This window comes from Streptacidiphilus sp. PB12-B1b (genome assembly GCF_014084125.1).
GTDB lineage: Bacteria > Actinomycetota > Actinomycetes > Streptomycetales > Streptomycetaceae > Streptacidiphilus.
In genome coordinates this window covers 6,851,324-6,872,668 of the sequence record NZ_CP048405.1, presented here as the reverse complement: position 1 = coordinate 6,872,668, position 21,345 = coordinate 6,851,324, and the positions used below count along the sequence as shown (strand labels likewise).

Annotated in this window: 17 protein-coding genes; 10 read left to right on the top strand and 7 right to left on the bottom strand. The window is 74.2% G+C overall.

Translation table 11 applies throughout. The annotated features are described in order from the left end of the window. Window positions 1–2 precede the first annotated feature (2 nt). From GXW83_RS29815 to GXW83_RS29795, 5 genes are all read left to right on the top strand, one after another. Window positions 3–1,829 (top strand): GMC family oxidoreductase, encoded by a 1,827-nt coding sequence (locus tag GXW83_RS29815; RefSeq protein WP_182446137.1) that lies wholly within the window; start codon window positions 3–5, stop codon window positions 1,827–1,829. A gap of 1,216 nt (window positions 1,830–3,045) precedes the next feature. Continuing rightward, window positions 3,046–3,360 (top strand): chorismate mutase, encoded by a 315-nt coding sequence (locus GXW83_RS29810; protein ID WP_182446136.1) that lies wholly within the window; start codon window positions 3,046–3,048, stop codon window positions 3,358–3,360. 112 nt (window positions 3,361–3,472) lie between these two features. Then, a complete protein-coding gene (gene guaA, locus GXW83_RS29805) occupies window positions 3,473–5,077 on the top strand; it encodes a glutamine-hydrolyzing GMP synthase (RefSeq protein WP_182446135.1) in 1,605 nt (534 codons plus the stop codon). A 183-nt stretch (window positions 5,078–5,260) separates the two neighbouring features. After that, on the top strand, window positions 5,261–6,052 hold the full coding sequence (locus GXW83_RS29800) for a class II aldolase/adducin family protein (RefSeq protein WP_182446134.1): 792 nt from the start codon (window positions 5,261–5,263) through the stop codon (window positions 6,050–6,052). Window positions 6,053–6,171: 119 nt separating this feature from the next. Continuing rightward, window positions 6,172–6,711 (top strand): DoxX family protein, encoded by a 540-nt coding sequence (locus GXW83_RS29795; RefSeq protein WP_182446133.1) that lies wholly within the window; start codon window positions 6,172–6,174, stop codon window positions 6,709–6,711. Window positions 6,712–6,717: 6 nt separating this feature from the next. On the opposite strand, the gene GXW83_RS29790 is transcribed toward GXW83_RS29795, so the two are convergent. Then, window positions 6,718–6,948 (bottom strand): hypothetical protein, encoded by a 231-nt coding sequence (locus GXW83_RS29790; protein ID WP_182446132.1) that lies wholly within the window; start codon window positions 6,946–6,948, stop codon window positions 6,718–6,720. Continuing rightward, complete coding sequence (locus tag GXW83_RS29785) at window positions 6,945–8,393, bottom strand: PspC domain-containing protein (protein ID WP_182446131.1); 1,449 nt, start codon at window positions 8,391–8,393, stop codon at window positions 6,945–6,947. The genes GXW83_RS29790 and GXW83_RS29785 overlap by 4 nt, the downstream gene beginning before the upstream one ends. Before the next feature lie 153 nt (window positions 8,394–8,546). Here GXW83_RS29785 and GXW83_RS29780 point away from each other — a divergent pair, with 153 nt between their 5' ends. Both GXW83_RS29780 and GXW83_RS29775 read left to right on the top strand, forming a co-directional pair. After that, a complete protein-coding gene (locus GXW83_RS29780; RefSeq protein ID WP_225447328.1) occupies window positions 8,547–9,926 on the top strand; it encodes an ATP-binding protein in 1,380 nt (459 codons plus the stop codon). Then, a complete protein-coding gene (locus GXW83_RS29775; protein ID WP_225447327.1) occupies window positions 9,923–10,699 on the top strand; it encodes a response regulator transcription factor in 777 nt (258 codons plus the stop codon). Before GXW83_RS29780 ends, GXW83_RS29775 begins: the two co-directional genes overlap by 4 nt. 50 nt (window positions 10,700–10,749) lie before the next feature. Here GXW83_RS29775 and GXW83_RS29770 read toward each other — a convergent pair whose 3' ends face one another. Continuing rightward, complete coding sequence (locus GXW83_RS29770; RefSeq protein ID WP_182446129.1) at window positions 10,750–11,784, bottom strand: C40 family peptidase; 1,035 nt, start codon at window positions 11,782–11,784, stop codon at window positions 10,750–10,752. Between the two features lie 354 nt (window positions 11,785–12,138). Continuing rightward, on the bottom strand, window positions 12,139–12,711 hold the full coding sequence (locus GXW83_RS29765) for an RNA 2'-phosphotransferase (protein ID WP_182446128.1): 573 nt from the start codon (window positions 12,709–12,711) through the stop codon (window positions 12,139–12,141). A gap of 139 nt (window positions 12,712–12,850) precedes the next feature. On the opposite strand from GXW83_RS29765, the gene pcrA reads away from it, so the two are divergent. Further along, window positions 12,851–15,457: a DNA helicase PcrA gene (gene pcrA / locus GXW83_RS29760; protein ID WP_182446127.1), complete on the top strand. Its 2,607-nt coding sequence runs from the start codon at window positions 12,851–12,853 to the stop codon at window positions 15,455–15,457. Window positions 15,458–15,461: 4 nt separating this feature from the next. On the opposite strand, the gene GXW83_RS29755 is transcribed toward pcrA, so the two are convergent. Then, on the bottom strand, window positions 15,462–16,283 hold the full coding sequence (locus GXW83_RS29755) for a triacylglycerol lipase (RefSeq protein ID WP_225447326.1): 822 nt from the start codon (window positions 16,281–16,283) through the stop codon (window positions 15,462–15,464). A gap of 332 nt (window positions 16,284–16,615) precedes the next feature. On the opposite strand from GXW83_RS29755, the gene GXW83_RS29750 reads away from it, so the two are divergent. Further along, complete coding sequence (locus GXW83_RS29750; RefSeq protein WP_182446126.1) at window positions 16,616–17,023, top strand: cobalamin B12-binding domain-containing protein; 408 nt, start codon at window positions 16,616–16,618, stop codon at window positions 17,021–17,023. Window positions 17,024–17,048: 25 nt separating this feature from the next. On the opposite strand, the gene GXW83_RS29745 is transcribed toward GXW83_RS29750, so the two are convergent. Together GXW83_RS29745 and GXW83_RS29740 are read right to left on the bottom strand one after the other, a co-directional pair. Beyond that, window positions 17,049–18,599 (bottom strand): DUF5691 domain-containing protein, encoded by a 1,551-nt coding sequence (locus tag GXW83_RS29745; protein WP_182446125.1) that lies wholly within the window; start codon window positions 18,597–18,599, stop codon window positions 17,049–17,051. Next, entirely contained in the window at window positions 18,596–19,972 is a 1,377-nt protein-coding gene (locus tag GXW83_RS29740; RefSeq protein WP_182446124.1) for an SWIM zinc finger family protein, read from the bottom strand. The genes GXW83_RS29745 and GXW83_RS29740 overlap by 4 nt, the downstream gene beginning before the upstream one ends. A gap of 198 nt (window positions 19,973–20,170) precedes the next feature. On the opposite strand from GXW83_RS29740, the gene GXW83_RS29735 reads away from it, so the two are divergent. Then, window positions 20,171–21,319 carry an AAA family ATPase gene (locus GXW83_RS29735; protein WP_225447325.1) on the top strand — a complete coding sequence of 383 codons (1,149 nt, stop codon included), beginning with the start codon at window positions 20,171–20,173 and terminating at the stop codon, window positions 21,317–21,319. The last annotated feature ends 26 nt before the right edge of the window (window positions 21,320–21,345 follow it).

Sequence of the window (21,345 nt, the reverse complement as noted above, 5' to 3'; positions counted from 1 at the left end):
CGATGGTGACGGAAGGTCAGGACGGCCCCCGGGCGGAGCCCGGCTACGACTACGACGTGGTCGTCGTCGGCTCCGGCTTCGGCGGCTCGGTCTCCGCGCTGCGGCTGACCGAGAAGGGCTACAAGGTCGCCGTGCTGGAGGCCGGGCGGCGGTTCACCCCGCAGACCCTGCCGAAGAACTCCTGGGACACCCGCAACTACCTGTGGGCCCCGGCCCTGGGCATGTACGGCATCCAGCGCTTCCACGTGCTCAAGAACGTCATGGTGCTCGGCGGCGCCGGTGTCGGCGGCGGCTCGCTGAACTACGCCAACACCCTCTACGTGCCGCCGAAGGCGTTCTTCCAGGACCCGCAGTGGAAGGACATCACCGACTGGTCGCAGGAGCTGGCCCCCTTCTACGACCAGGCCGCGCGCATGCTCGGGGTGCGCACCAACCCCACCGTCACCCCCTCCGACGTGCACCTGCGCGACGCCGCCGACAAGCTCGGCTACGGCGACACCTTCCACCTCGCCCCGGTCGGCGTCTTCTTCGGCGACGGCGGCGACGCCGAGGGCCGGGACGCCCCCGGCCGGGGCCCGAAGGCCGATCCGGGCGCCGAGACGGACGACCCGTACTTCGGCGGCGAGGGCCCGCGCCGCCGGGCCTGCACCGAGTGCGGCGAGTGCATGACCGGCTGCCGCCACGGCGCCAAGAACACCCTCACCGAGAACTACCTCTACCTGGCCGAGAAGAACGGCGCCGAGATCCTGCCGATGACCACCGTGGTCTGCGTCCGCGAGGACGGCGAGGGCTTCGCGGTGGACGTCCGGGCCACCGACGGGCGCTCCAGGAACCCGGCCAGGAACGGCTCCCGGACCATCCGGGCCCGCCGCGTCGTCGTCTCCGCGGGCACCTACGGCACCCAGAAGCTGCTGCACCGGCTGCGCGACACCGGCCACCTGCCGCGGATCTCCGCCCGGCTCGGCGAGCTGACCCGCACCAACTCCGAGGCCCTGGTCGGCTCGCTCACCACCGACCGCCGCTACGGCCGACGCGCCGACTTCACCCGCGGCGTCGCCATCACCTCCTCCGTCCACCCGGACGAGCACACCCACATCGAGCCGGTCCGCTACGGCAAGGGCTCCAACGCCATGGGCCTGATGTCCATCGTCCAGGTCACCGGCGCGGGCCGGACGCCCCCGCTGCTGCGCTTGCTCGGCAACGCGCTGCGCCGCCCGGACCTGCTGCTGCGGTCGATGAACAAGCGGCGCTGGTCCGAGCGCGTCATCATCGGCCTGGTCATGCAGTCGCTGGACAACTCGGTGGTCGTGGAGCGGAAGAAGTCCGGCCTCGGCAAGGGCACGCTGACCTCCCGGCAGGGCCACGGCGCGCCCAACCCCACCTGGATCCCGGCGGCGGAGGAGTCGGCCCGGGCGGTCGCCGACGAGATCAACGGCTTCCCCGGCAGCGCCGCCAGCGACCTGTTCGGCCGCACCCTCACCGCGCACTTCCTCGGCGGCTGCGTGATCGGCGACTCGCCCGCGACCGGCGTCATCGACCCCTACCAGCGGCTCTACGGCTACCCGGGGATCACCGTCGCGGACGGCTCCAGCGTCTCCGCCAACCTCGGCGTCAACCCCTCGCTGACGATCACCGCCCAGGCCGAGCGGGCCATGTCCATGTGGCCCAACAAGGGCGAGCCCGACCCGCGCCCGGCCCAGGACGAGCCCTACCGCGAGGTCCCGCCAGTGGCCCCGCACCGCCCGGCCGTCCCCGAGGGCGCCTTCGCCGCGCTCAGCCTGCCGCTGCTGCCCGTCCCGGCGGTCCCGCCCAGATCCCTGGCCGACTGAGGACACATCTGTGTGAGGCGCGCGTCACATTCGCGTGAATCTCCGTCATCGAGCGGTCAACACAGATAAGTTCCCGATCAGAACCCGCCCGCGCCGACGAACCACCGTCGCCGCGGGCGGTGTCATGTCCGCGGGCGCGCTGCCATGGCCAGAGGGCCCCGCGGGGGAAGACGGGGCCCTCTGCCTTGCACGCACACGGCGCCAGGGCTGCGCCGGTGCTGCGGGAAACGGCACCAGGGGGAGGGCGCCGTTCGTCGGTCGGTTCGGGGGCGGGTCGTGGGTCGGCCCGACGCCGGAGGAGGTGGGACATACCCGGGGCGCGCGCGGACCTTGTGCGCCCCCCTGGACGTGGCAGCACGCACGGCGGTCGGTCGCTGTCACTCAGTGTGATGACGTGGGCGAGCCGCTCGCACGGGGATCGTCCGGGCGGAAGCGGTGACCGGCTCTGCTCCGCGGTGCCTCTGGTCCACCCCCTCTACCAGCAATCGTGGGGGATACGCACCGTTCTCCGCAAGCAGTTCGGCCGAGATCGGCATAGTCGTTTTTTCGGCGCGAAGCGGGCGGGCGGGCCCGGGAGGCGGTAGGTGCAGGTGGGTGGCTGTCACGCTCCGCAAGGACGCACCGTCGGTAGTGCGGAAACCGCGCGCGCCGGGCACGCGCCCGGGGCCCGGACCGTCGGGGACGATCAGCCACGGACGATTACAGGCAGGGGAGACGATCAGGGGTGGAGCGGAACCCGGCGTCCCCGGCTCCGATCCACCCCCTCACGTCAGTCGCAACCGGGCCGCTGTCCCCTGCTGTCCGGTCACAGCGTCGACACGAGGTCCCACGACGGGCCGCAGTACGGCACGTCTCATCGCATCGGCGGACTGTCCTGCACACTCCACGCGTGGTCCTGCCTGCCGTACGGAACCCCCGACGAGCTGGGGCCGGCGCACGTCCCTGGCGGAGACATGAACCCTGCACGGTCATCGGGCACAACGATTCTGCTGACGAGGAGTCACGCCGCAGCGCCCGGGCCGAACGGGTGAAGCGCTATGCTGTCGCCCATGTTCACCACGGCGTACGTCTTTACCTATGGCACCGGAGGCTCCGGTTGCCATGGTGATGCCGCCTGCTGAACCCACGAACAGGCATCGCACGGCGCCCCGGGCCACTCGGCCCGGGGCGCCGTGTCGTCTCCCCGGGTCGGCCCGCCGACCACCAGGGAGACCCCATGACCACCAGCACCCCCGCCGCCCCCGCCCCGACCCTTGCTCTGACCGACCCGGCCGCCGCCCCGACCGACCCGGCCGCCGTCATCGCCGGCGCCCGGAGCCGGATCGACGACCTCGACCGGCGCATCCTGGACCTGGTCCAGCAGCGGATGGCGGTCTCGGCCGAGGTCCAGGCCGCCCGGATCGGCAGCGGCGGCACCCGACTCGCGCTCTCCCGCGAGCTGGAGATCCTCGCCCGCTACCGCTCCGCGCTCGGCCCCCAGGGCACCGAGGTGGCCATGCAACTGCTGCAGCTCTGCCGGGGCCGCGCCTGACCAGGCGCTGCCCGCCGGGGCGCCCGCCGACCACCGGCGGGCGTTCACCCGGGCGGCCGGTACCATGGAGGCAGCTTCGTCAACCCCCACCGCACCGCCGGAAGGCCGCCCTGTGGCATCAGCGACCCCCGACCACCAGGCTGTGACCGCGCACTCGGAAGGCGCCGTCCTCGTCGTCGACTTCGGCGCGCAGTACGCCCAGCTCATCGCCCGCCGGGTCCGTGAGGCCCGCGTGTACAGCGAGATCGTCCCCTCCACCATGCCGGTGGCGGAGATGCTGGCCAAGCAGCCGAAGGCGATCATCCTCTCCGGTGGTCCCTCCTCCGTCTACGCCGACGGCGCGCCCGCGCTGGACCGCTCGCTGTTCGAGGCCGGGGTGCCGGTCTTCGGCATGTGCTACGGCTTCCAGCTGATGGCCCAGGCCCTGGGCGGCACGGTCGACAACAGCGGCGCGCGCGAGTACGGCCGGACCGCGCTCGCGGTGTCGCAGCCCGGATCGACGCTGTTCGCGGGCACCCCCGAGGAGCAGTCGGTGTGGATGTCGCACGGCGACGCCTGCTCCGCCGCGCCCCCCGGCTTCACCGTCACCGCCTCCACCGAGGTCGTCCCGGTCGCCGCCTTCGAGAACGACGAGCGCAAGCTCTACGGCGTCCAGTACCACCCCGAGGTGCTGCACTCCACCCACGGCCAGGCCGTGCTGGAGCACTTCCTGTACCGGGGTGCGGGCATCGCCCCCGACTGGACCACCACCAACGTCGTCGACGAGCAGGTCGCGCTGATCAAGGCGCAGGTCGGCGACGCGCGCGCGATCTGCGGGCTGTCCGGCGGGGTGGACTCCGCGGTCGCCGCCGCCCTGGTGCAGAAGGCCATCGGCTCCCAGCTGACCTGCGTCTACGTCGACCACGGGCTGATGCGCAAGGGCGAGTCGGAGCAGGTCGAGAAGGACTTCGTGGCGGCCACCGGCGTCAAGCTGAAGGTCGTCGACGCCGAGGAGCGCTTCCTGACCGCGCTGGCCGGGGTGTCCGACCCCGAGCAGAAGCGCAAGATCATCGGCCGGGAGTTCATCCGGGTCTTCGAGCAGGCCGCGAGCGAGATCGTGGCCGAGGCCGGAGCCGACGGCGCGTCCGTGGAGTTCCTGGTCCAGGGCACCCTGTACCCGGACGTGGTGGAGTCCGGCGGCGGCACCGGCACCGCCAACATCAAGTCCCACCACAACGTCGGCGGCCTGCCCGAGGACCTCCAGTTCCAGCTGGTCGAGCCGCTGCGCAAGCTGTTCAAGGACGAGGTCAGGGCGGTCGGCGCGGAGCTGGGCCTGCCCGACGAGATCGTCCACCGGCAGCCGTTCCCCGGCCCGGGCCTGGGCATCCGCATCGTCGGCGAGGTCACCAAGGAGCGGCTGGACCTGCTCCGCGAGGCCGACGCCATCGCCCGCGCCGAGCTGACCGCGGCCGGCCTGGACCGCAGCATCTGGCAGTGCCCGGTGGTCCTGCTCGCGGACGTCCGCTCGGTCGGCGTCCAGGGCGACGGCCGCACCTACGGCCACCCGATCGTGCTGCGCCCGGTCTCCTCCGAGGACGCCATGACCGCCGACTGGTCGCGGGTGCCGTACGAGGTGCTCGCCAAGATCTCCACCCGGATCACCAACGAGGTCCCGGACGTCAACCGCGTCGTGCTGGACGTCACCAGCAAGCCCCCGGGCACCATCGAGTGGGAGTGACCGGGCAGCTCCCGCAGCCCGCGCTGCTTTCCGCAGCGCCGCCGGTGCCGTCACCCCGCTGGGGTGGCGGCACCGCCGTTTCCGGGCCCGGGAGCGCAGAGCGGGTGGCGGAGGCTCTGGCCATCGGGCCTACCGGGGAGTAGCTTCCAGGGCGAGGACACGACCCCGCCGAGGAGAGCCGAGATGACCAACCCGCCGCCCCAGCCCGTGCCCGTGGACCAGTTGCAGTTCGCGCTGCCGCAGACGTTCGAGACGGTCGAGGAGGAACGGCAGCACCGCAAGGAGCGGCTGGTCGTGGCGCTGCGCCTGTTCGGGCGCCTCGGCTTCGAGGAGGGCGTGGCCGGTCACATCACCGCCCGCGACCCCGAGTGGACCGACCACTTCTGGGTCAACCCCTTCGGCATGTCCTTCAAGCACATCAGGGTGAGCGACCTCATCCTGGTCAACCACGAGGGGCAGGTCGTCGCCGGGCGGCACCACGTCAACCAGGCCGCGTTCGCCATCCACGCCCAGGTCCACGCCGCCCGCCCGGACGTGGTCGCCGCCGCCCACAGCCACTCCGTCCACGGCAAGACGCTGTCCTCGCTGGGGGAGCTGCTGGAGCCGCTGACCCAGGACGTCTGCGCCTTCTACGAGGACCACGCGCTGTTCGACGACTACACTGGCGTCGTCCTGGACATCGAGGAGGGCCGCCGGATCGCCGCCGCGCTGGGCGGCCACAAGGCCGTCATCCTGCGCAACCACGGCCTGCTCACGGTCGGCGACAGCGTCGACGCGGCCGCCTGGTGGTTCGTCACCATGGAGCGGTCCTGCCAGGTCCAGCTCGCCGCCAAGGCGGCCGGCAAGCCGGTGCACATCAGCCACGAGAACGCCCTGCACACCCGCGAGCAGCTGGGCAACGACCTGGTGGCGTGGATCAACTACCAGCCGCTGTCGCAGCAGATCCTGCGCACCGAGACGGACCTCTTCGACTAGCCCGCGCCGGGCCGGGTCCGGCTGAACCCGGGGCGCTGAACCCGGGGCCCGCCGACCGCGTAAGCAGGGGGACGCCGCACAGCCGTGCGGTCGGCGCGCGGACAGAGGGAGTACCGGCCATGGCGGAGCAGCGGAACGGACTACGGGCACTCGGCAGGGCCTACGCGCTGCTGCCGCTGAGGATCTTCCTCGGGGTGACCTTCGTCTACGCGGGCCTGGACAAGCTGACCGACCCGCACTACCTGGGCGGCCTGGGCGATCCGCTCTCCTTCGCCGCGATGACCCAGGGCGTCAAGGCGTCCAGCCCGATAGCGCCGCTGCTCGGGCTGGCGCTGCACGCCCCGGCCGGCTTCGCGCTGGCGGTCGCGCTCGGCGAGCTCGCCGTGGGCCTGGGCACCCTGGCCGGGCTGCTGGGGCGGGTCGCCGCCGTGGGCGGGGCGCTGCTGAACCTGAGCTTCTTCCTCACCGTCAGCTGGCAGGTCACCCCGTACTACCTGGGCAACGACCTGATCTACCTGATGGCCTGGCTGCCGCTGGTGCTCGCCGGAACCCCGTACCTGTCGCTGGACGCCTGGTGGGCGGCGCGTCGACGGGGGCAGGCCGCCCCGGCGCGGCCGGAGCCGGAGCCGGAGCGCCAGGGGGCGCGGCGAGCGGGCTGAGCGCCCTCAGAAGTCCTCGGGCTCCGGCTCGCGCTCCTGCTCCGCGCGCCCTTCGCGGGCCATCCGGTAGAGCGCCCCGGCCAGCCCGCCGACGCCCAGGCCGATCAGCAGCAGCGGGATCACCAGCCGCGCCTGGACGCTGAGCACCCCGGCCGAGTCCAGCAGGTACAGCACCGCCACGGTGACGAAGGCCGCCCCGGTGACCAGCGAGAACAGATCCAGCTCATGGCGCTTCACCGGGTGACCTCCGCCTGTCCCGCCCCGACGGACACGTCGAGGTCGATCGTTCCGTGCGCCGCGGCCCCGGCGGGGTTCAGCACCTCCGTGTGCGAGGACGAGACCCCGCCGCTCTCCAGCCCGTCCGGCAGCCGCATCGCCCCCACGCCCACCGAGACGTGCAGCCGCACCTCGGGCCCGGACGGCAGCTCCACCGTCAGCCTGCCCGCCCCCAGCCGGACGTCGCTGGCCACCGTCTGCCCGGCGGCGGGGGCCACCGTGCCCAGGTCGAGCACGGCCGCCCCGGTGCTCAGCCGGTACGAGGGCAGCAGCGCCGCCGCCCCGGCCGGGGCCCAGTCCACGTGCTGGTAGGTGGTGCTGAGCCGGACCGGGCTGGCGCCGACGGCGGCGACCGCCAGCGTCAGCAGCACCCCCCACAGCACCAGCGACCGGGCCCGCCCCCAGCGCGCCCCCAGCAGCAGGCCCACGCCCAGCACCAGCAGCGCGGAGGCCAGCACCGCCTCCAGGTCGACGCCGGGCCGACTGTGCTCGCCGACGATCCACACCACGCCGCCGGTGATCACCGCCAGGCAGAAGAAGACCGCGCCCAGGTGCGAGCGGCTGCGGCGCGGCGGGCGCTCGGCGCGCGGCGCGGTCCGCTCCCACGGCTGCTGCCCAGGCTGTTGCCCCGGCTGCGCCGGCCACGGGCCCGGCCCGGGGGCAGCGGGCGGCTCGGGCGGTTCCGGCGGCAGCGCGCCCAGCCGCAGCTCCTCCTCCAGCTCCCGCTCGGCCTGCGCCTGGGCGTCCAGCAGCGTACGCGGCTCCGGCGGCTCCGCCACCCCCGTTCCGGGCGCTGCTGCTGCCGCCGTGGCTGTCGCGGTGGCCGCCTCCCGCTTCAGCAGCGGGTCCGGGCGCTGCCACCAGGCCGGGGCCGGGGGCGTCGTCGCGTCCGGCGCCACCGGGCCCGCGGCGGCCTGCGCGGCGGCGGGCTGCGACTGCCGTCGGCGGGCCTCGAAGGCGTCCGGGTCGTAGCGCAGCGCGGCGAAGGCCAGCAGCGCGATCAGCAGCAGCGGAAAGAGGTGCCCGCTGCTGCCCATGTAGGAGAAGAAGATCCCGGTGCCCAGCACGGTGACCAGCACCGCGCCCAGCGACTGGCCGTCCACCTTGCCGGAGAGCAGCCGCTGGAGCTCGTTCCGCCCGGTCCGCTCCACCGGGATGATCAGCCACGCCATGCCGTAGATGAACAGGCCCACCCCGCCGGACAGGCACAGCACCGCCACGACCACCCGGAACACCACCGGGTCGATGTCCAGGTGGCGTCCGACGCCGCCGCAGACGCCGGTCACCACGCGGTGGCTGGCGCTGCGCTCCAGCGGCGGCCGGGAGGTGCGCACCGGCGGATCGGAGGGACGGCCCGGGGGCGGAGGTGCCTGCCCGTCCTCGGGCGGCACGGCGTCTTCGGTCATGCCACCATCCTCCGGCCCGCCCCGTGCTCCGCCCATCCGTCATCTCCCTGGTCCGACCCTGAGACCAACCCTGACACAGCCCGGGGGGATGCCCGGGAAGGTTCCTGCACGACCCTGATGCCCGGCGCACCCCGGACATGTGACGATCGAGGTGTGGCAGCAGCAGACGTCCCGTCCGAGAACCCCGAGCCGACGCCCGCGCGCGTCCGCAAGCTCTACCGCATCCCCGAGGGGCGGATGATCAGCGGCGTGGCCAACGGGCTCGCCGCGCACCTCGGCGTGCCCGTGTTCTGGGTCAGAGCCGCCTTCGTGGTGCTGCTGCTCGGCAACGGCCTGGGGGCGCTGCTCTACGCGGCGTTCTGGTTCGCCGTCCCCATGGGCCTGCGCGCCGACAGCCCGCCGACGACCTGGCAGTACGGCTCCATCGGGCCGTACTCGCTGGTGAAGGAGCCGCAGGGCTGGCGGCGCGGGCTGCGCGCGGTGCAGCAGACGCTGCAGGGCGAGCCGCTCACCGGGGCGGCCCCGGCCGACGGCTCCCGGCCCCGCCCGGCCGACGCCGAGGCGCACCGGGGGCCGCTGCTGGCCCTGATAGCGCTGGTCGCCGGGGTGCTGGTGCTGTTCAACACCCTGACCAGGCAGTCGAGTTCGCCCTACATCTGGCCGTTCCTGGTGGCCGGGCTGGGGGTGGCCGTGGTCTGGCGGCAGGCCGACGACGCCCGCTGGGCGCGCTGGTTCTCGCTGGGCGACAGCCGCCGCAGCTCGGCGGTGGCGCGGTTGTCGGCCGGGGTGGCGCTGGTCGTCGCCGGGGTGGTCGGCTTCCTGATCGTCTCCGGCTCCTTCGACGACTTCGCCAAGGTCGCCCAGGCCGTGCTGGCGGTCCTGGCCGGGGTGCTGCTGCTGGCCGGGCCCTACCTGCTGCGGATGTGGCAGGACCTCAGCACCGAGCGCCGGGAGCGGATCCGGGCCCAGGAGCGGGCCGAGGTCGCCGCGCACATCCACGACTCGGTGCTGCACACGCTCACCCTGATCCTGCGCAACGCCGACGACCCCAAGGAGGTCTCCCGGCTGGCCCGCGCGCAGGAGCGCGACCTGCGGCAGTGGCTCTACCGCCCGACCGGCGCGGACGAGCCCGCCGACACCCCGGACACCCTCGCCGAGAGCCTGCGCCGGGTCGCCGCCGAGGTCGAGGACGCCCACGGCATCCCGGTGGAGGTCGTCTGCGTCGGCGACTGCCCGATGGACGAGAAGCTGGCCGCGCAGCTCCAGGCCGCCCGGGAGGCGCTGGTCAACGCCGCCAAGTACGGTGGCGGCGAACCGGTCTCGGTCTACGCGGAGGTCGAGGGGAATACGGTGTGGGTGTTCGTCCGCGACCGGGGCCCCGGCTTCGACCTGGCCGCGGTCCCCGAGGACCGGATGGGCGTGCGCGGGTCGATCATCGGCCGGATGCAGCGCCACGGCGGGCACGCCCGGGTACGCCCGGCGCCGGCCGGCGGCACCGAGGTGGAACTTGAGATGGAGAGGGCGAGCGGATGACGGGCGGGGAAGAGCAGATCGAGGCCACCGGTGCGGCCGGCGGCGGCGCGCAGGACGGCACGGCGGAGGCGGCGGCCGGGCCGGGCCGTCGGGCGCGGGTGGTGCTGGTGGACGACCACCGGATGTTCCGCACCGGCGTGCGCGCCGAGATCGGCCAGACCTCCGCCACCGGCGTGGACGTCGTGGGCGAGGCCGCCGACGTGGAGGAGGCCGTCGCGGTGGTGACCGCCACCCGGCCCGACGTCGTGCTGCTGGACGTCCACCTGCCGGGCGGCGGCGGGGTCGAGGTGCTGCGCCGCTGCGCCCCGCTGATGCCGGGCGGCACCGCGCCCGCGAGCTCGGCCGAGGGCGCCGGGGCGGTGCGCTTCCTGGCGCTCTCGGTCTCCGACGCCGCCGAGGACGTCATCGGGGTGATCCGGGGCGGTGCGCGCGGCTACGTCACCAAGACCATCACCGGCGTGGACCTGGTGGACGCGATCTTCCGGGTGGCCGACGGCGACGCGGTCTTCTCGCCGCGCCTGGCCGGCTTCGTCCTGGACGCCTTCGCCGCGACCGACACCCCGCCGGTGGACGAGGACCTCGACCGGTTGACCACCCGCGAACGCGAGGTGCTGCGGCTGATCGCGCGCGGATACGCCTACAAGGAGATCGCCAAGCAGCTTTTCATCTCGGTGAAAACCGTTGAGAGTCACGTCTCCGCGGTGCTGCGCAAGCTGCAGTTGAGCAACCGTCACGAACTGACCCGCTGGGCGACCGCCCGCCGCCTGGTCTGACCCCGGCCCGGTCCCGGCCTGCCCGGGCTCACCCCGGTCTCAGCTTGGCCTCAGTCCGGCCGGACCGCGCCCACGATCGGCATCTCGCCCACCGGCGCGTACTCCACCCGCGCGCCGGGGTGCGGGGCGTGCACGATCTCGCCGTCGCCGACGTACATGCCTACGTGGCTGACGCCGGAGAAGTAGAAGACCAGGTCGCCCGGGCGCAGTTGGTTCACCGGGATCCGCTGCCCGGCGTCGATCTGCTGGTACGTCGTGCGCGGCAGCGACACCCCGGCGGCCGCCCAGGCGGCCTGGGTCAGCCCCGAGCAGTCGTACGCGCCGGGCCCGGTCGCGCCCCAGACGTAGGGCTTGCCGACCTGAGCCTCGGCGAAGGCCACGGCCGCCGCAGCCGGGCCGGTGACCGGCAGCGACTGCAGACCGGGCGGGGGCTGCAGCCCGCCCCAGGCGCCCGACTGCTGCCAGGAGTCGCGCTGGGCGGCGGTCAGCGTGTCCAGCAGCTGCTGGGCGTGCGCCAGCTTCGCCTGCACCTGCGCCTTGGCGGCGGACAGGCTCTGCTGCTCCGCGCGGAGCGCCCGCAGCTCGGTCTCGGTGGCGGCCTGCTGGCGGTGCAGCGTCTGCTCCTGTGCGCCGTACTGGTCGAGCAGCTGCTGTTCGGCCCCGGCGGCCTGGTCGATCGATCCGGCCAGCTGCAGGAACTGGTCCGGGTGGGCGCTGGTGAGCAGCTGCAGCACAGCGGGCGTCCCGCCGTCCCGGTACTGCGCGGCGGCGGCCGCCCCGAGCCGGGTGAGGACCGCGTTCATGGCGGCGCTGGTTCCGGCGGCCTGCTGCTCCAGCCGGCCGACCCGGCCCTGGAGCGCGGTGGTCTCGGCGACCGCGCCGTCGTAGTTCTGCGTGGCGACCTCCGCCTGCTGGTAGAGCGCGCCGACCTGGGCGGTGACGTCGGCGACGCTGGTCTGCGGGTCCGCCTGGGCGGCGTGCACCAGCACGGTGGCGGAGGCGGCGGCAGCCGTGACCAGCGTGACAGCGGTACGCGTCGCGGTTCCGGACCGCAGAGCGGGAGGGGGTTTTCGGTGCGACGCCATCGGCGGGCGCGTTCCTTCCGGGGAGCGGCGCCGGGGGTGTACGGGGGGTGAGGGGCGGATCCCGGCTGGAGCGCGACGCTAGCCTGCCCGGAGGGGGTGTGGATGTGGGCGGAGCGCGAATGGCCGGAGATTTCCGGAACTGGCCCACCCGCTCCCGGTTTGGCTGTCCGTATCTGGCGGGATCGGCTCGACAAACGACCGATCAACCGATCCATCGGATCATCCGATTGCGTTCTCTGTCCGTGGCCGACCCCCCCGCGCCTGCGGGAAGCACCCGTGCGCCCCTCCTGAGCCCCGAACCTCCCGGAGCTCCGAACTTCCCGGGGTCTCCCGGCGGGGGCTGCCTGCCCGGGCTCACGGCGTCAGGTAGCCGGGCGGGACCGCCTGCGTCAGCCAGACACCGTTGGCGCTGAGCCGGAAGGTGTGCCCGTCCCCGGCCATCCGGGCGGCGTCCACCACCAGGACGATCGGGCTTCCCCGCCGCGCCCCGACCCGGGTGGCCGTCTCGCGGTCGGGCGACAGGTGGACGTCGTGCCGCCGCATGGGCCGCAGCCCCTCGCGGCGGATCGCGGCCAGCGCGCCCGGGTGCGTGCCGTGGAACAGCACGGCCGGGGGCTCGGCGACGGCGCAGCCCAGGTCGACCGGGACGGTGTGGCCCTGGTTCGCCCGGATGCGGGTGCCGGTCGGGTCGAAGGCGAAGCGCTGCTTGTCGCTCTCCGCCACCAGCCGCTCCAGCCGGGCGCGCGACATCGGGTGCCGGTGCGCGGCGAGCCCGGCCAGCAGTGCGTCGACGGCCACCCAGCCGGCCGGGTCCAGGGTCAGGCCGATGCGGCCCGGGTCGTGCCGCAGCACCCGCGACAGGAAGCGGGACTGCTGCACCATCCGGGCCTCGTCATGGGGGTGATTGGGTTCATCTGTGCCTTTCATTCCGGCGACGGTAGCGCCGCCCGGCCTGCCCTGTCCGCTTCATTTCCGTCCGCCGGGGCCCGCCCCCTGGTGCGGGCCCGGGCCCCGGTCTGCCGGTTCCGGCCAAGGCTGTCGGTGCAGCGCCCTAGACTCGGTGACGATGAGCAGCCTCTTTGACGACATCCCCCTGCCCGGTCTGGACGCCACCGCCACGCAGCCGCCGGTCGGCGATGCCGCCTACCACGACGTCCCCGAGTACGCCCCGGACGAGCACGCCCCCTACGAGGAGGAGCTGCCCGCCGACCTGTTCTCGGGCCGCTTCGACGTGCCCGTGCCCGACCGGGACGCCTACCACCGCGACGGCGCGGCGCGCACGGTCACCGACCCGGCGCAGCTGCTGGACGGGATGAACCCGCAGCAGCGGGAGGCCGTCGTCCACGCGGGATCGCCGCTGCTCATCGTCGCCGGGGCCGGCTCGGGCAAGACCCGGGTGCTGACCCACCGCATCGCCTACCTGCTGGCCGCGCGCCGGGTGCAGCCGGGGGAGATCCTGGCGATCACCTTCACCAACAAGGCCGCCGGCGAGATGCGGGAGCGCGTCGCCGACCTGGTGGGCCCGCGTGCCAAGGCGATGTGGGTGTCCACCTTCCACAGCGCCTGCGTGCGCATCCTGCGCCGGGAGAGCAAGCAGCTCGGCTTCACCTCCAGCTTCTCCATCTACGACTCGGCGGACTCGCAGCGGCTGATGGCGCTGTGCTGCCGGGATCTGGACCTGGACCCCAAGCAGTTCCCGCCGAAGTCGTTCACCGCCAAGGTGTCCAACCTCAAGAACGAGCTGATCGACGAGGAGACCTTCGCCGCCCGGGCCGAGAACCCGATGGAGCGCAAGCTCGCCGAGGCGTACGCGCTCTACCAGCGGCGGCTGCGCGAGGCCAACGCGCTGGACTTCGACGACATCATCATGACCACCGTGCACCTGCTGCAGGCGTTCCCGGACGTCGCCGAGCACTACCGCCGGCGCTTCCGGCACATCCTGGTGGACGAGTACCAGGACACCAACCACGCCCAGTACATGCTGGTCAGGGAGTTGAGCGGGGGCGCGGCCGGTTCCGCGCCGAAGATGACGGCGGACGGCGACTTCGTCAATCCGGCCGCCGCCGGACTGGCCACGGTGCCCCCGGCGGAGCTGTGCGTGGTCGGTGACGCGGACCAGTCGATCTACGCCTTCCGCGGCGCGACCATCCGCAACATCCTCGACTTCGAGGAGGACTACCCGAACGCCACGACGATCCTGCTGGAGCAGAACTACCGCTCCACCCAGACCATCCTCAGCGCCGCCAACGCGGTGATCGAGCGCAACACCAACCGCCGGGCCAAGAACCTGTGGACGGCGGGCGCGGACGGCAGCCGGATCGTCGCCTACGTCGCCGACGACGAGCACGGCGAGGCCCAGTTCGTCGCCGACGAGGTGGACCGGCTCTGCGACGCGGGCGACGCCCGGCCGGGCGACGTGGCCGTGTTCTACCGCACCAACGCCCAGTCCCGGGTGTTCGAGGAGGTGTTCATCCGGGTCGGCCTGCCCTACAAGGTCGTCGGCGGGGTGCGCTTCTACGAGCGCAAGGAGGTCCGGGACGTCTTGGCGTACCTGCGGGTGCTGGCCAACCCCGAGGACACCGTGCCGCTGCGGCGCATCCTCAACGTCCCCAAGCGCGGCATCGGCGACCGCGCCGAGGCCATGATCGACGCACTGGCGCAGCGCGAGCGGATCTCCTTCGCGGAGGCGCTCCGCCGGGTGGACGAGGCGTACGGCATGGCCGCGCGCTCGGTCAACGCGGTCAAGAAGTTCAATGAGCTGCTGGCCAAGCTGCGTGGCGTGGTGGACTCGGGCGCGGGCGCCGCCGCCGTGCTGGAAGCCGTCCTGGAGGAGACCGGCTACCTGGCCGAACTCCAGGCGTCGACCGATCCGCAGGACGAGACCCGGGTCGAGAACCTCCAGGAACTCGCCGCTGTGGCACTGGAGTTCGAGCAGCTGGAGGCCGCCGCCGAGCCTGCCGAGGGCGATGCGGAGGCGGAGGCGGACGCCGAGCCGGTGGCGACCGGCCTCGCCGGGTTCCTGGAGCGGGTCGCCCTGGTCGCCGACTCCGACCAGATCCCGGACGACGACGGGACCGGCGAGAGCAAGGGCGTCATCACGCTGATGACCCTGCACACCGCCAAGGGCCTGGAATTCCCGGTGGTCTTCCTCACCGGCATGGAGGACGGCGTCTTCCCGCACCTGCGCGCCCTCGGCCAGCCCAAGGAGCTGGAGGAGGAGCGCCGACTGGCGTACGTCGGGCTGACCCGCGCCCGCGAGCGGCTGTACGTCTCCCGGGCCGTGCTGCGCAGCGCCTGGGGCCAGCCCTCGTACAACCCGGCCTCCCGCTTCCTGGAGGAGATCCCGGCGACGCTGGTCGACGAGAAGCGCTCGGCGGCGTCGGCCTCCCCCTCGGCGCGCGGCGGCTTCGGCTCGTCCGGCGGCTTGGGCGGCGGCTTCGGCGGCTCGGGCAAGCGGCAGGCCCCGGCGGGCTGGGGCAAGAACGCGGGCCGGATGAAGGACCGTCCAATGGTCTCGCTCGCCGTCGGCGACCGGGTCACCCACGACCGCTTCGGCCTCGGCACGGTCGTCGCCGTCTCCGGACCGGCCGACGACGCCAAGGCCAGCATCGATTTCGGCTCCGAAGGCGTCAAGCAGCTCCTGCTGCGCTACGCGCCGGTGGAGAAGCTCTGACCCGTCAGGCGCTCAACAGCGTGTCCGGACCCGGCGCGCCGGGGCGGTCGGCCTCGACCGCCTCGGCGAGCGCCCGGCCGGCCCGGGCCAGTACCCCGGGGTGGACCGTCAGCTCCAGATGGCCCGCGCCGGGCACCCGGACGTTCTCCACCAGCAGGTCCGGGTGGTGCAGCCGACCGTTGCCCGACGGCAGGACCAGCGGGTCGCGGTCGCCCCAGAACACCAGGAACCGGGTGCCGCAGCCGGGCGCGGGCGAATCCAGCGCCGCCAGCACCGGGCTGCCCGGCAGCAGTTGACGGGCGCTCGGCAGCACCGGCAGCAGCAGCGCACTGCGGGTGCCCTGGTGCGGTGTGCCCAGCGTGACCACGGTGTGCACATGCTCGTCGCCGCCCAGTCGCTGCACGTAGTAACGCGCGATCAGGCCGCCCAGGCTGTGGCCGACCACGCCCACCCGCTCGCCGCCGTAGGCGTCCCGGGCCCGCACCACCAGGGTGGCGAAGCGCACGGCCGCGTCATGGACGTCCCCGGCCAGCGGGCCGTGGTTGACCGCGTGCACATGCCGGTGGCCGTGGGCGCGCAGCGAGCGCCGCAGCGGGAGGAACACGGCCCGGTTGTCGAACAGGCCGTGCAGCAGCAGGACCGGGCCGTGCGGCCGTCCCGTCGCGGCGTGCCCGCAGCCGGGCGGGGGCGGCCACTCCGGCCAGGGCTCGGGCCCCAGGCCGGACGGGTACAGCAGCAGGTGCCCGGCGAGGGCGGCGGCCTCCACGGCGGCGGTGCGGACGACGGCGGACGTGTCGCACAGGGTGCGACGCAGGGGCAGGCTCACGGCTCCGGACTCCCAGGCGCTGGCGCACGGAGGCGGGTGGACGGCCCGTACGCGGACAGGGGGGCGCACCGCGCCGGGCGGCGTCGGCGGACTTCCGGGTGGATGCTGTGCGGCTCTGGCTCCCGCACGCAGTGAACGATCGTTCTGGTGTGATTCTCCCCTCGCTGGGGGCCTCGAAACGGCGTTCGGCGGCCAGTGGCGATAACGTTCGTCCGCCGGACGCGAACGCCTGTTAACGTCGGGCGCGCAGGGCGGTAGAAGTGCAGAGCCGTAGAGATGAAGTGGACGCGGGTGTCCGGCGTGGACAGCCCGCTCTTACGCAGGAGGCAGCGATGGGCGTGTCCGGACCGATCCGCGTGGTGGTGGCCAAGCCGGGCCTGGACGGCCACGACCGGGGCGCGAAGGTGATCGCCCGCGCCCTGCGCGACGCGGGTATGGAGGTCATCTACACCGGCCTGCACCAGACCCCGGAGCAGATCGTCGACACCGCGATCCAGGAGGACGCGGACGGCATCGGCCTGTCCATCCTCTCCGGCGCGCACATGACGCTCTGCGCCAAGGTCGTCGCCCTGCTCCGCGAGCGCGACGCGGCCGACATCAAGGTCTTCGGCGGCGGCATCATCCCCGACGACGACATCCCCCTCCTCAAGGACCTCGGCGTAGCCGAGATCTTCACGCCCGGGGCGTCCACGCGCGACGTGGTGGCGTGGGTGGAGGGCAACCTGCGCGGCGCGGCCTGACCCCCCGGGGCCTGGGCTCCCGGGGTCAGGGCTGGAGTTCGGCGAGCATGGTGGCGCGCAGGTGCAGGGTGGCGCCGAGGCGGGTGAAGGTCTCGGACCAGGCCGGGACGGCCCCCTCGGCGAGGGCCGCGAGCTCGGCCGCCGCCTCCGGCGGGAGCGACCGCTCGGCGACGCCGATCACCCCGCTGTGGCTCCACGGGTAGCCGCCCGCCGCGGCGACCTGCGCCAGTGCGCCCAGCACCGCCCGGCCCAGCGGCTGCGGCCAGGGCGCGGTGCAGGCCACCAGCAGTTGGAAGGCGTCCGCCAGCCCGTGGCCGGCCAGGAACCCCGTGGTCCAGTCCGCCCGCTCCTCCGGCCCCAGGACGGCCAGCAGCTTGGCCGCGCTGCCGACCGGTATGGAGTCCTCGGCGGGCAGCGCCAGCAGTGCCCGCGCCCAGCGGGCATCCCCCTGCCGGACGGCCGCCCGGGCCCAGGCGTCCCGCAGGTCCTGCTGCCAGGCGTCCGACACCGGCAGGGCGAGCAGCTCGTCCGGCGATCCGTACGCGCCGGTCCAGGCGTCCAGCGGGGTGGCGGCGACGATCTCGCCGAGCCAGAACGCCCGGTCGGCGCGGCCGGTGGGCGAGGCGGCGGCGATGCCGTCCCGCTGCATGGCCGCGTCGCAGGCGGTGGGCGGATGGACGGTCAGCCGTGGCCCGTCCGCGGTCCCGCTGAGAACCACGCAGGCCAGGGCACGTTGGGCCATCCGCCGGGCCAGCGCCGAGCCGGGCAGGGTCGACAGCAGTTCGGCGGCGGTGAGCCGGACGTTCTTGGCGCGGTCGCTCAGGGCCGCCTCCAGGAACGGCTCGTCCTCGGCGCCCAGGCCCTCCTGCAGGGCGTCCAGGAACAGCAGCCGGTCCTCGGCCCGCTCGCTGGACCAGGTGCTCCGCAGCAGCTCCAGCGCCGTAGCCGGGTCGCGTCGGCGCAGCCGGGTGAGGTGCGTGACGCGCTCGGCGAACAGGCCCTCCTGCCACAGCTGCCGGTCGGGTTCCGGCAGGCCCTCGTCGGGCAGCGGGGTCCGCAGGACGTAGCGCCAGTCGGGGTTGCGGTGCGCCAGCCAGTAGCCGAGCGGCCCGGCCAGGGCGACCGCGTCGGCGCGCAGCTCGCTGCGGACGCGGGCGGCGTCCAGCAGCGGCGGCACCAGCTCGGCGGGGCAGCGGTAGCCGTGGCGGTCGGCGTCGGCGAGCCACTGCGGGAGCAGTTCGTTGAGGTTGGCCAGACTGCCCGAGCCGCCGCTCGAGCTGCTGCCCGAGTAGCCGCCCGCGCCGGTCGAGCCGCTCCCGCCGCGGGGCGGCAGCAGCATGCCCAGCCGCAGCCGGGCGGCCTCGGGCAGCGCGGGGCGGGCGTCGGCCGGTGCGGCGGCCGGGAGCGGGGAGGCGGGCCCCGGCCGCAGCCCGGCGCGGCGGGCCACCGCCTGGAGCGCGGCCTGGTCGAGCAGGTCGGCGACGGGCCGCCGGTCGGTGCCGAGGAGTGCGGCGGTAACCAGGTCGGACCAGGAGTCCGTGGGCCGGTCCAGGGTCGGTTCCGGTGCGTGCGTCATGCGGTCACCCCCAGGGTGCGGATACGGGTGTCGTCGGTGTACCAGGCGGTGATCGGGGTGAAGCCCCGGTGCCCGCACTCCCCGAAGACCGTCAGCGGGCGGCCTCCGGAGGCCGCGGCGAGCCGCCACAGCCCGGAGTCGGGCGTGCCCCGCCGGTCCACCGGTATCGCCGTCGGGGTCGGGCCGTTGTGGTCGGCGAGCTCCCAGCCCAGGGCGCCCGGCAGCGGGACCACCCGCTCCAGCACCACCGGCCAGGACTGCAGCCAGGGGTCGTCGCCCAGGGCCTGCCCGTAGGCGTCCAGCGCGGCGTCCAGGCTCAGGCCGGGCGGGACGGCCTCGTCGGCGGGCGGGGCGGCCGGGGCGGAGAAGCGGGTGCCGAGCGCCGCCCGCAGCGGGCGCGCGCCGGGGTGGTAGGCCAGCTCGGCGTCGATCAACAGCCCGGTGGGCAGGGCCAGGTCGGGGGCGGTCCCGGGGCGGCCGAACGACAGCAGCAGCGCGGGCTGTCCGCTGCCGCTGCCGCGCAGCCAGATCCGCCGGGTCGTCAGCCGGTCGTCGGTGCTGTCGCTGCTGCCCAGGACCAGCCAGCGGTCGCGTACCCGCGGCCCGCGCAGCACTTCGGCGGTGTCGGAGGTGAAGCCGACCCGGGCCCTGACCGTCGCCGCCAGCGGCTCCGGCAGTGCGTCCACCCGGCGGTAGCCGCAGGCCAGCAGGTGCAGCAGGCCGTACTCCTCCAGCAGCCGGCCGGGCCAGCCCGGACCGGACGCGGGCACCAGGCCCAGCTCCCGGGCGCGCGCGGCCAGGCCGGGGGCCTGGGCGTCGATCATCCGGGCGGCGACGTCGGACCAGGCGGACGGCCCGTGGCCGGGGGCGTCGGCGAGGCCGCCGCGCAGCTGGTCGGCCAGGCGCGACTGCAGCTCGGCGGCCCCGGCTGCGACCCGCTCGGCCCGGCGGGCCAGCCGTTTGGACGCGGCGAGCTGCGCTGCGTCGTCGGGCGCGGCCGTGCCCGCCGCCTGCTCGGCGCTGCGCTCGGCCTTCTGCCGGTCCTTCTCCCGGCGGGCGTCGAGCCACTCGGTGGCCCAGTCGGGGGTGGGCGCCTGTCCGGTGCCGTGCGCGGCCCAGAGCAGCAGCAGGCCCAGCCCGTGCTTGCAGGGGAACTTCCGGCTCGGGCAGCTGCACTGGTAGGCGGGGCCGGCCAGGTCGACCACGGTCCGGTACGGCGTGCCGCCGCTGCCCTGGCACCGGCCCCACAGGGCGGTGTGGTCCGAGCCCGTGCCCGACCAGGGCCCGGGGCTCGAGAGTTTGGACGCCGCCTTGCGTGACGCGGCGTCAGGGGCGAGTGAGAGAACGTGCTCCGGTGTCCAGCGATCCTCCATGGGCACGACCGTAGATCGCGGGTCTGACAATCCGGCCCGCCGATCCGCCCGTCCGTTCGGCCTCGGGGACGGATTGTCAGTGGCTCGGTGCAGAGTGGTGGATGCAGGCAGCGCCGAGCTCCGGCGCGGGCCCTTTGCCGACTTCTGACGTGCACTCACCCCTCACCCAGCCCCACCTCTACGGACCGAGGAGTTGCCATGCCCACGACTATCGATCCCGCGGCCGAAGCCCCAGCCCAAGCCACAGCCCCAGCCGAGACCCCGGCCGAGGCCCTCCGGCCGCATGCGGAGACCGCCTACGCCGCCGAGCTCGCCGCCCTGGCCGCCGCCGACGACCGGCCCCGGCCGGCCCGTTGGCGGCTCTCGCCCTGGGCCGTGGCCACCTACCTGCTCGGCGGGGCCCTCCCCGACGGCACGGTGATCACCCCCAAGTACGTGGGCCCGCGCCGCATCGTCGAGGTCGCCGTCACCACCCTCGCCACCGATCGCGCCCTGCTGCTGCTCGGCGTCCCCGGCACCGCCAAGACGTGGGTGTCCGAACACCTCGCCGCCGCCGTCAGCGGCGATTCGACGCTGCTGGTCCAGGGCACCGCCGGAACCCCGGAGGAGGCTATCCGCTACGGCTGGAACTACGCCCGGCTGCTGGCCGAGGGGCCGAGCCGGGGCGCGCTCGTGCCGAGCCCGGTGATGCGGGCCATGGCCGAGGGCATGACCGCCAGGGTCGAGGAGCTCACCCGCATCCCGGCCGACGTCCAGGACACCCTGATCACCATCCTCTCCGAGAAGACCCTGCCCATACCCGAGCTGGGCGAGGAGGTGCAGGCGGTGCGCGGCTTCAACCTGATAGCCACCGCCAACGACCGCGACCGGGGCGTCAACGAGCTGTCCAGCGCGCTGCGCCGCCGCTTCAACACGGTGGTGCTGCCGCTGCCCGCCTCGCTGGAGGACGAGGTGGACATCGTCGCCCGGCGCGTCACCGAGCTGGGCCGCTCGCTGGAGCTGCCCGAGGTCCCCAGCGGCTCCGCCGAGATCCGCCGGGTGGTCACCGTCTTCCGCGAACTGCGCGACGGGGTCACCGCCGACGGCCGCACCAAGGTCAAGTCGCCCTCGGGCAGCCTGTCCACGGCCGAGGCGATCTCCGTCGTCACCAGCGGGCTGGCGCTGGCCGCGCACTTCGGCGACGGCGTGCTGCGCCCCGGCGACGTCGCCTCCGGGCTGCTCGGCGCGGTCGTCCGGGATCCGGCCGCCGACCGGCTCGTCTGGCACGAGTACCTGGAGAGCGTCGTGCGCGAGCGCGACGACTGGAAGGACTTCTACCGCAGCTGCCGCGCCGCCGAGCAGCGCTGACCACGGAGCGAGTGCAGAGGGGGTGG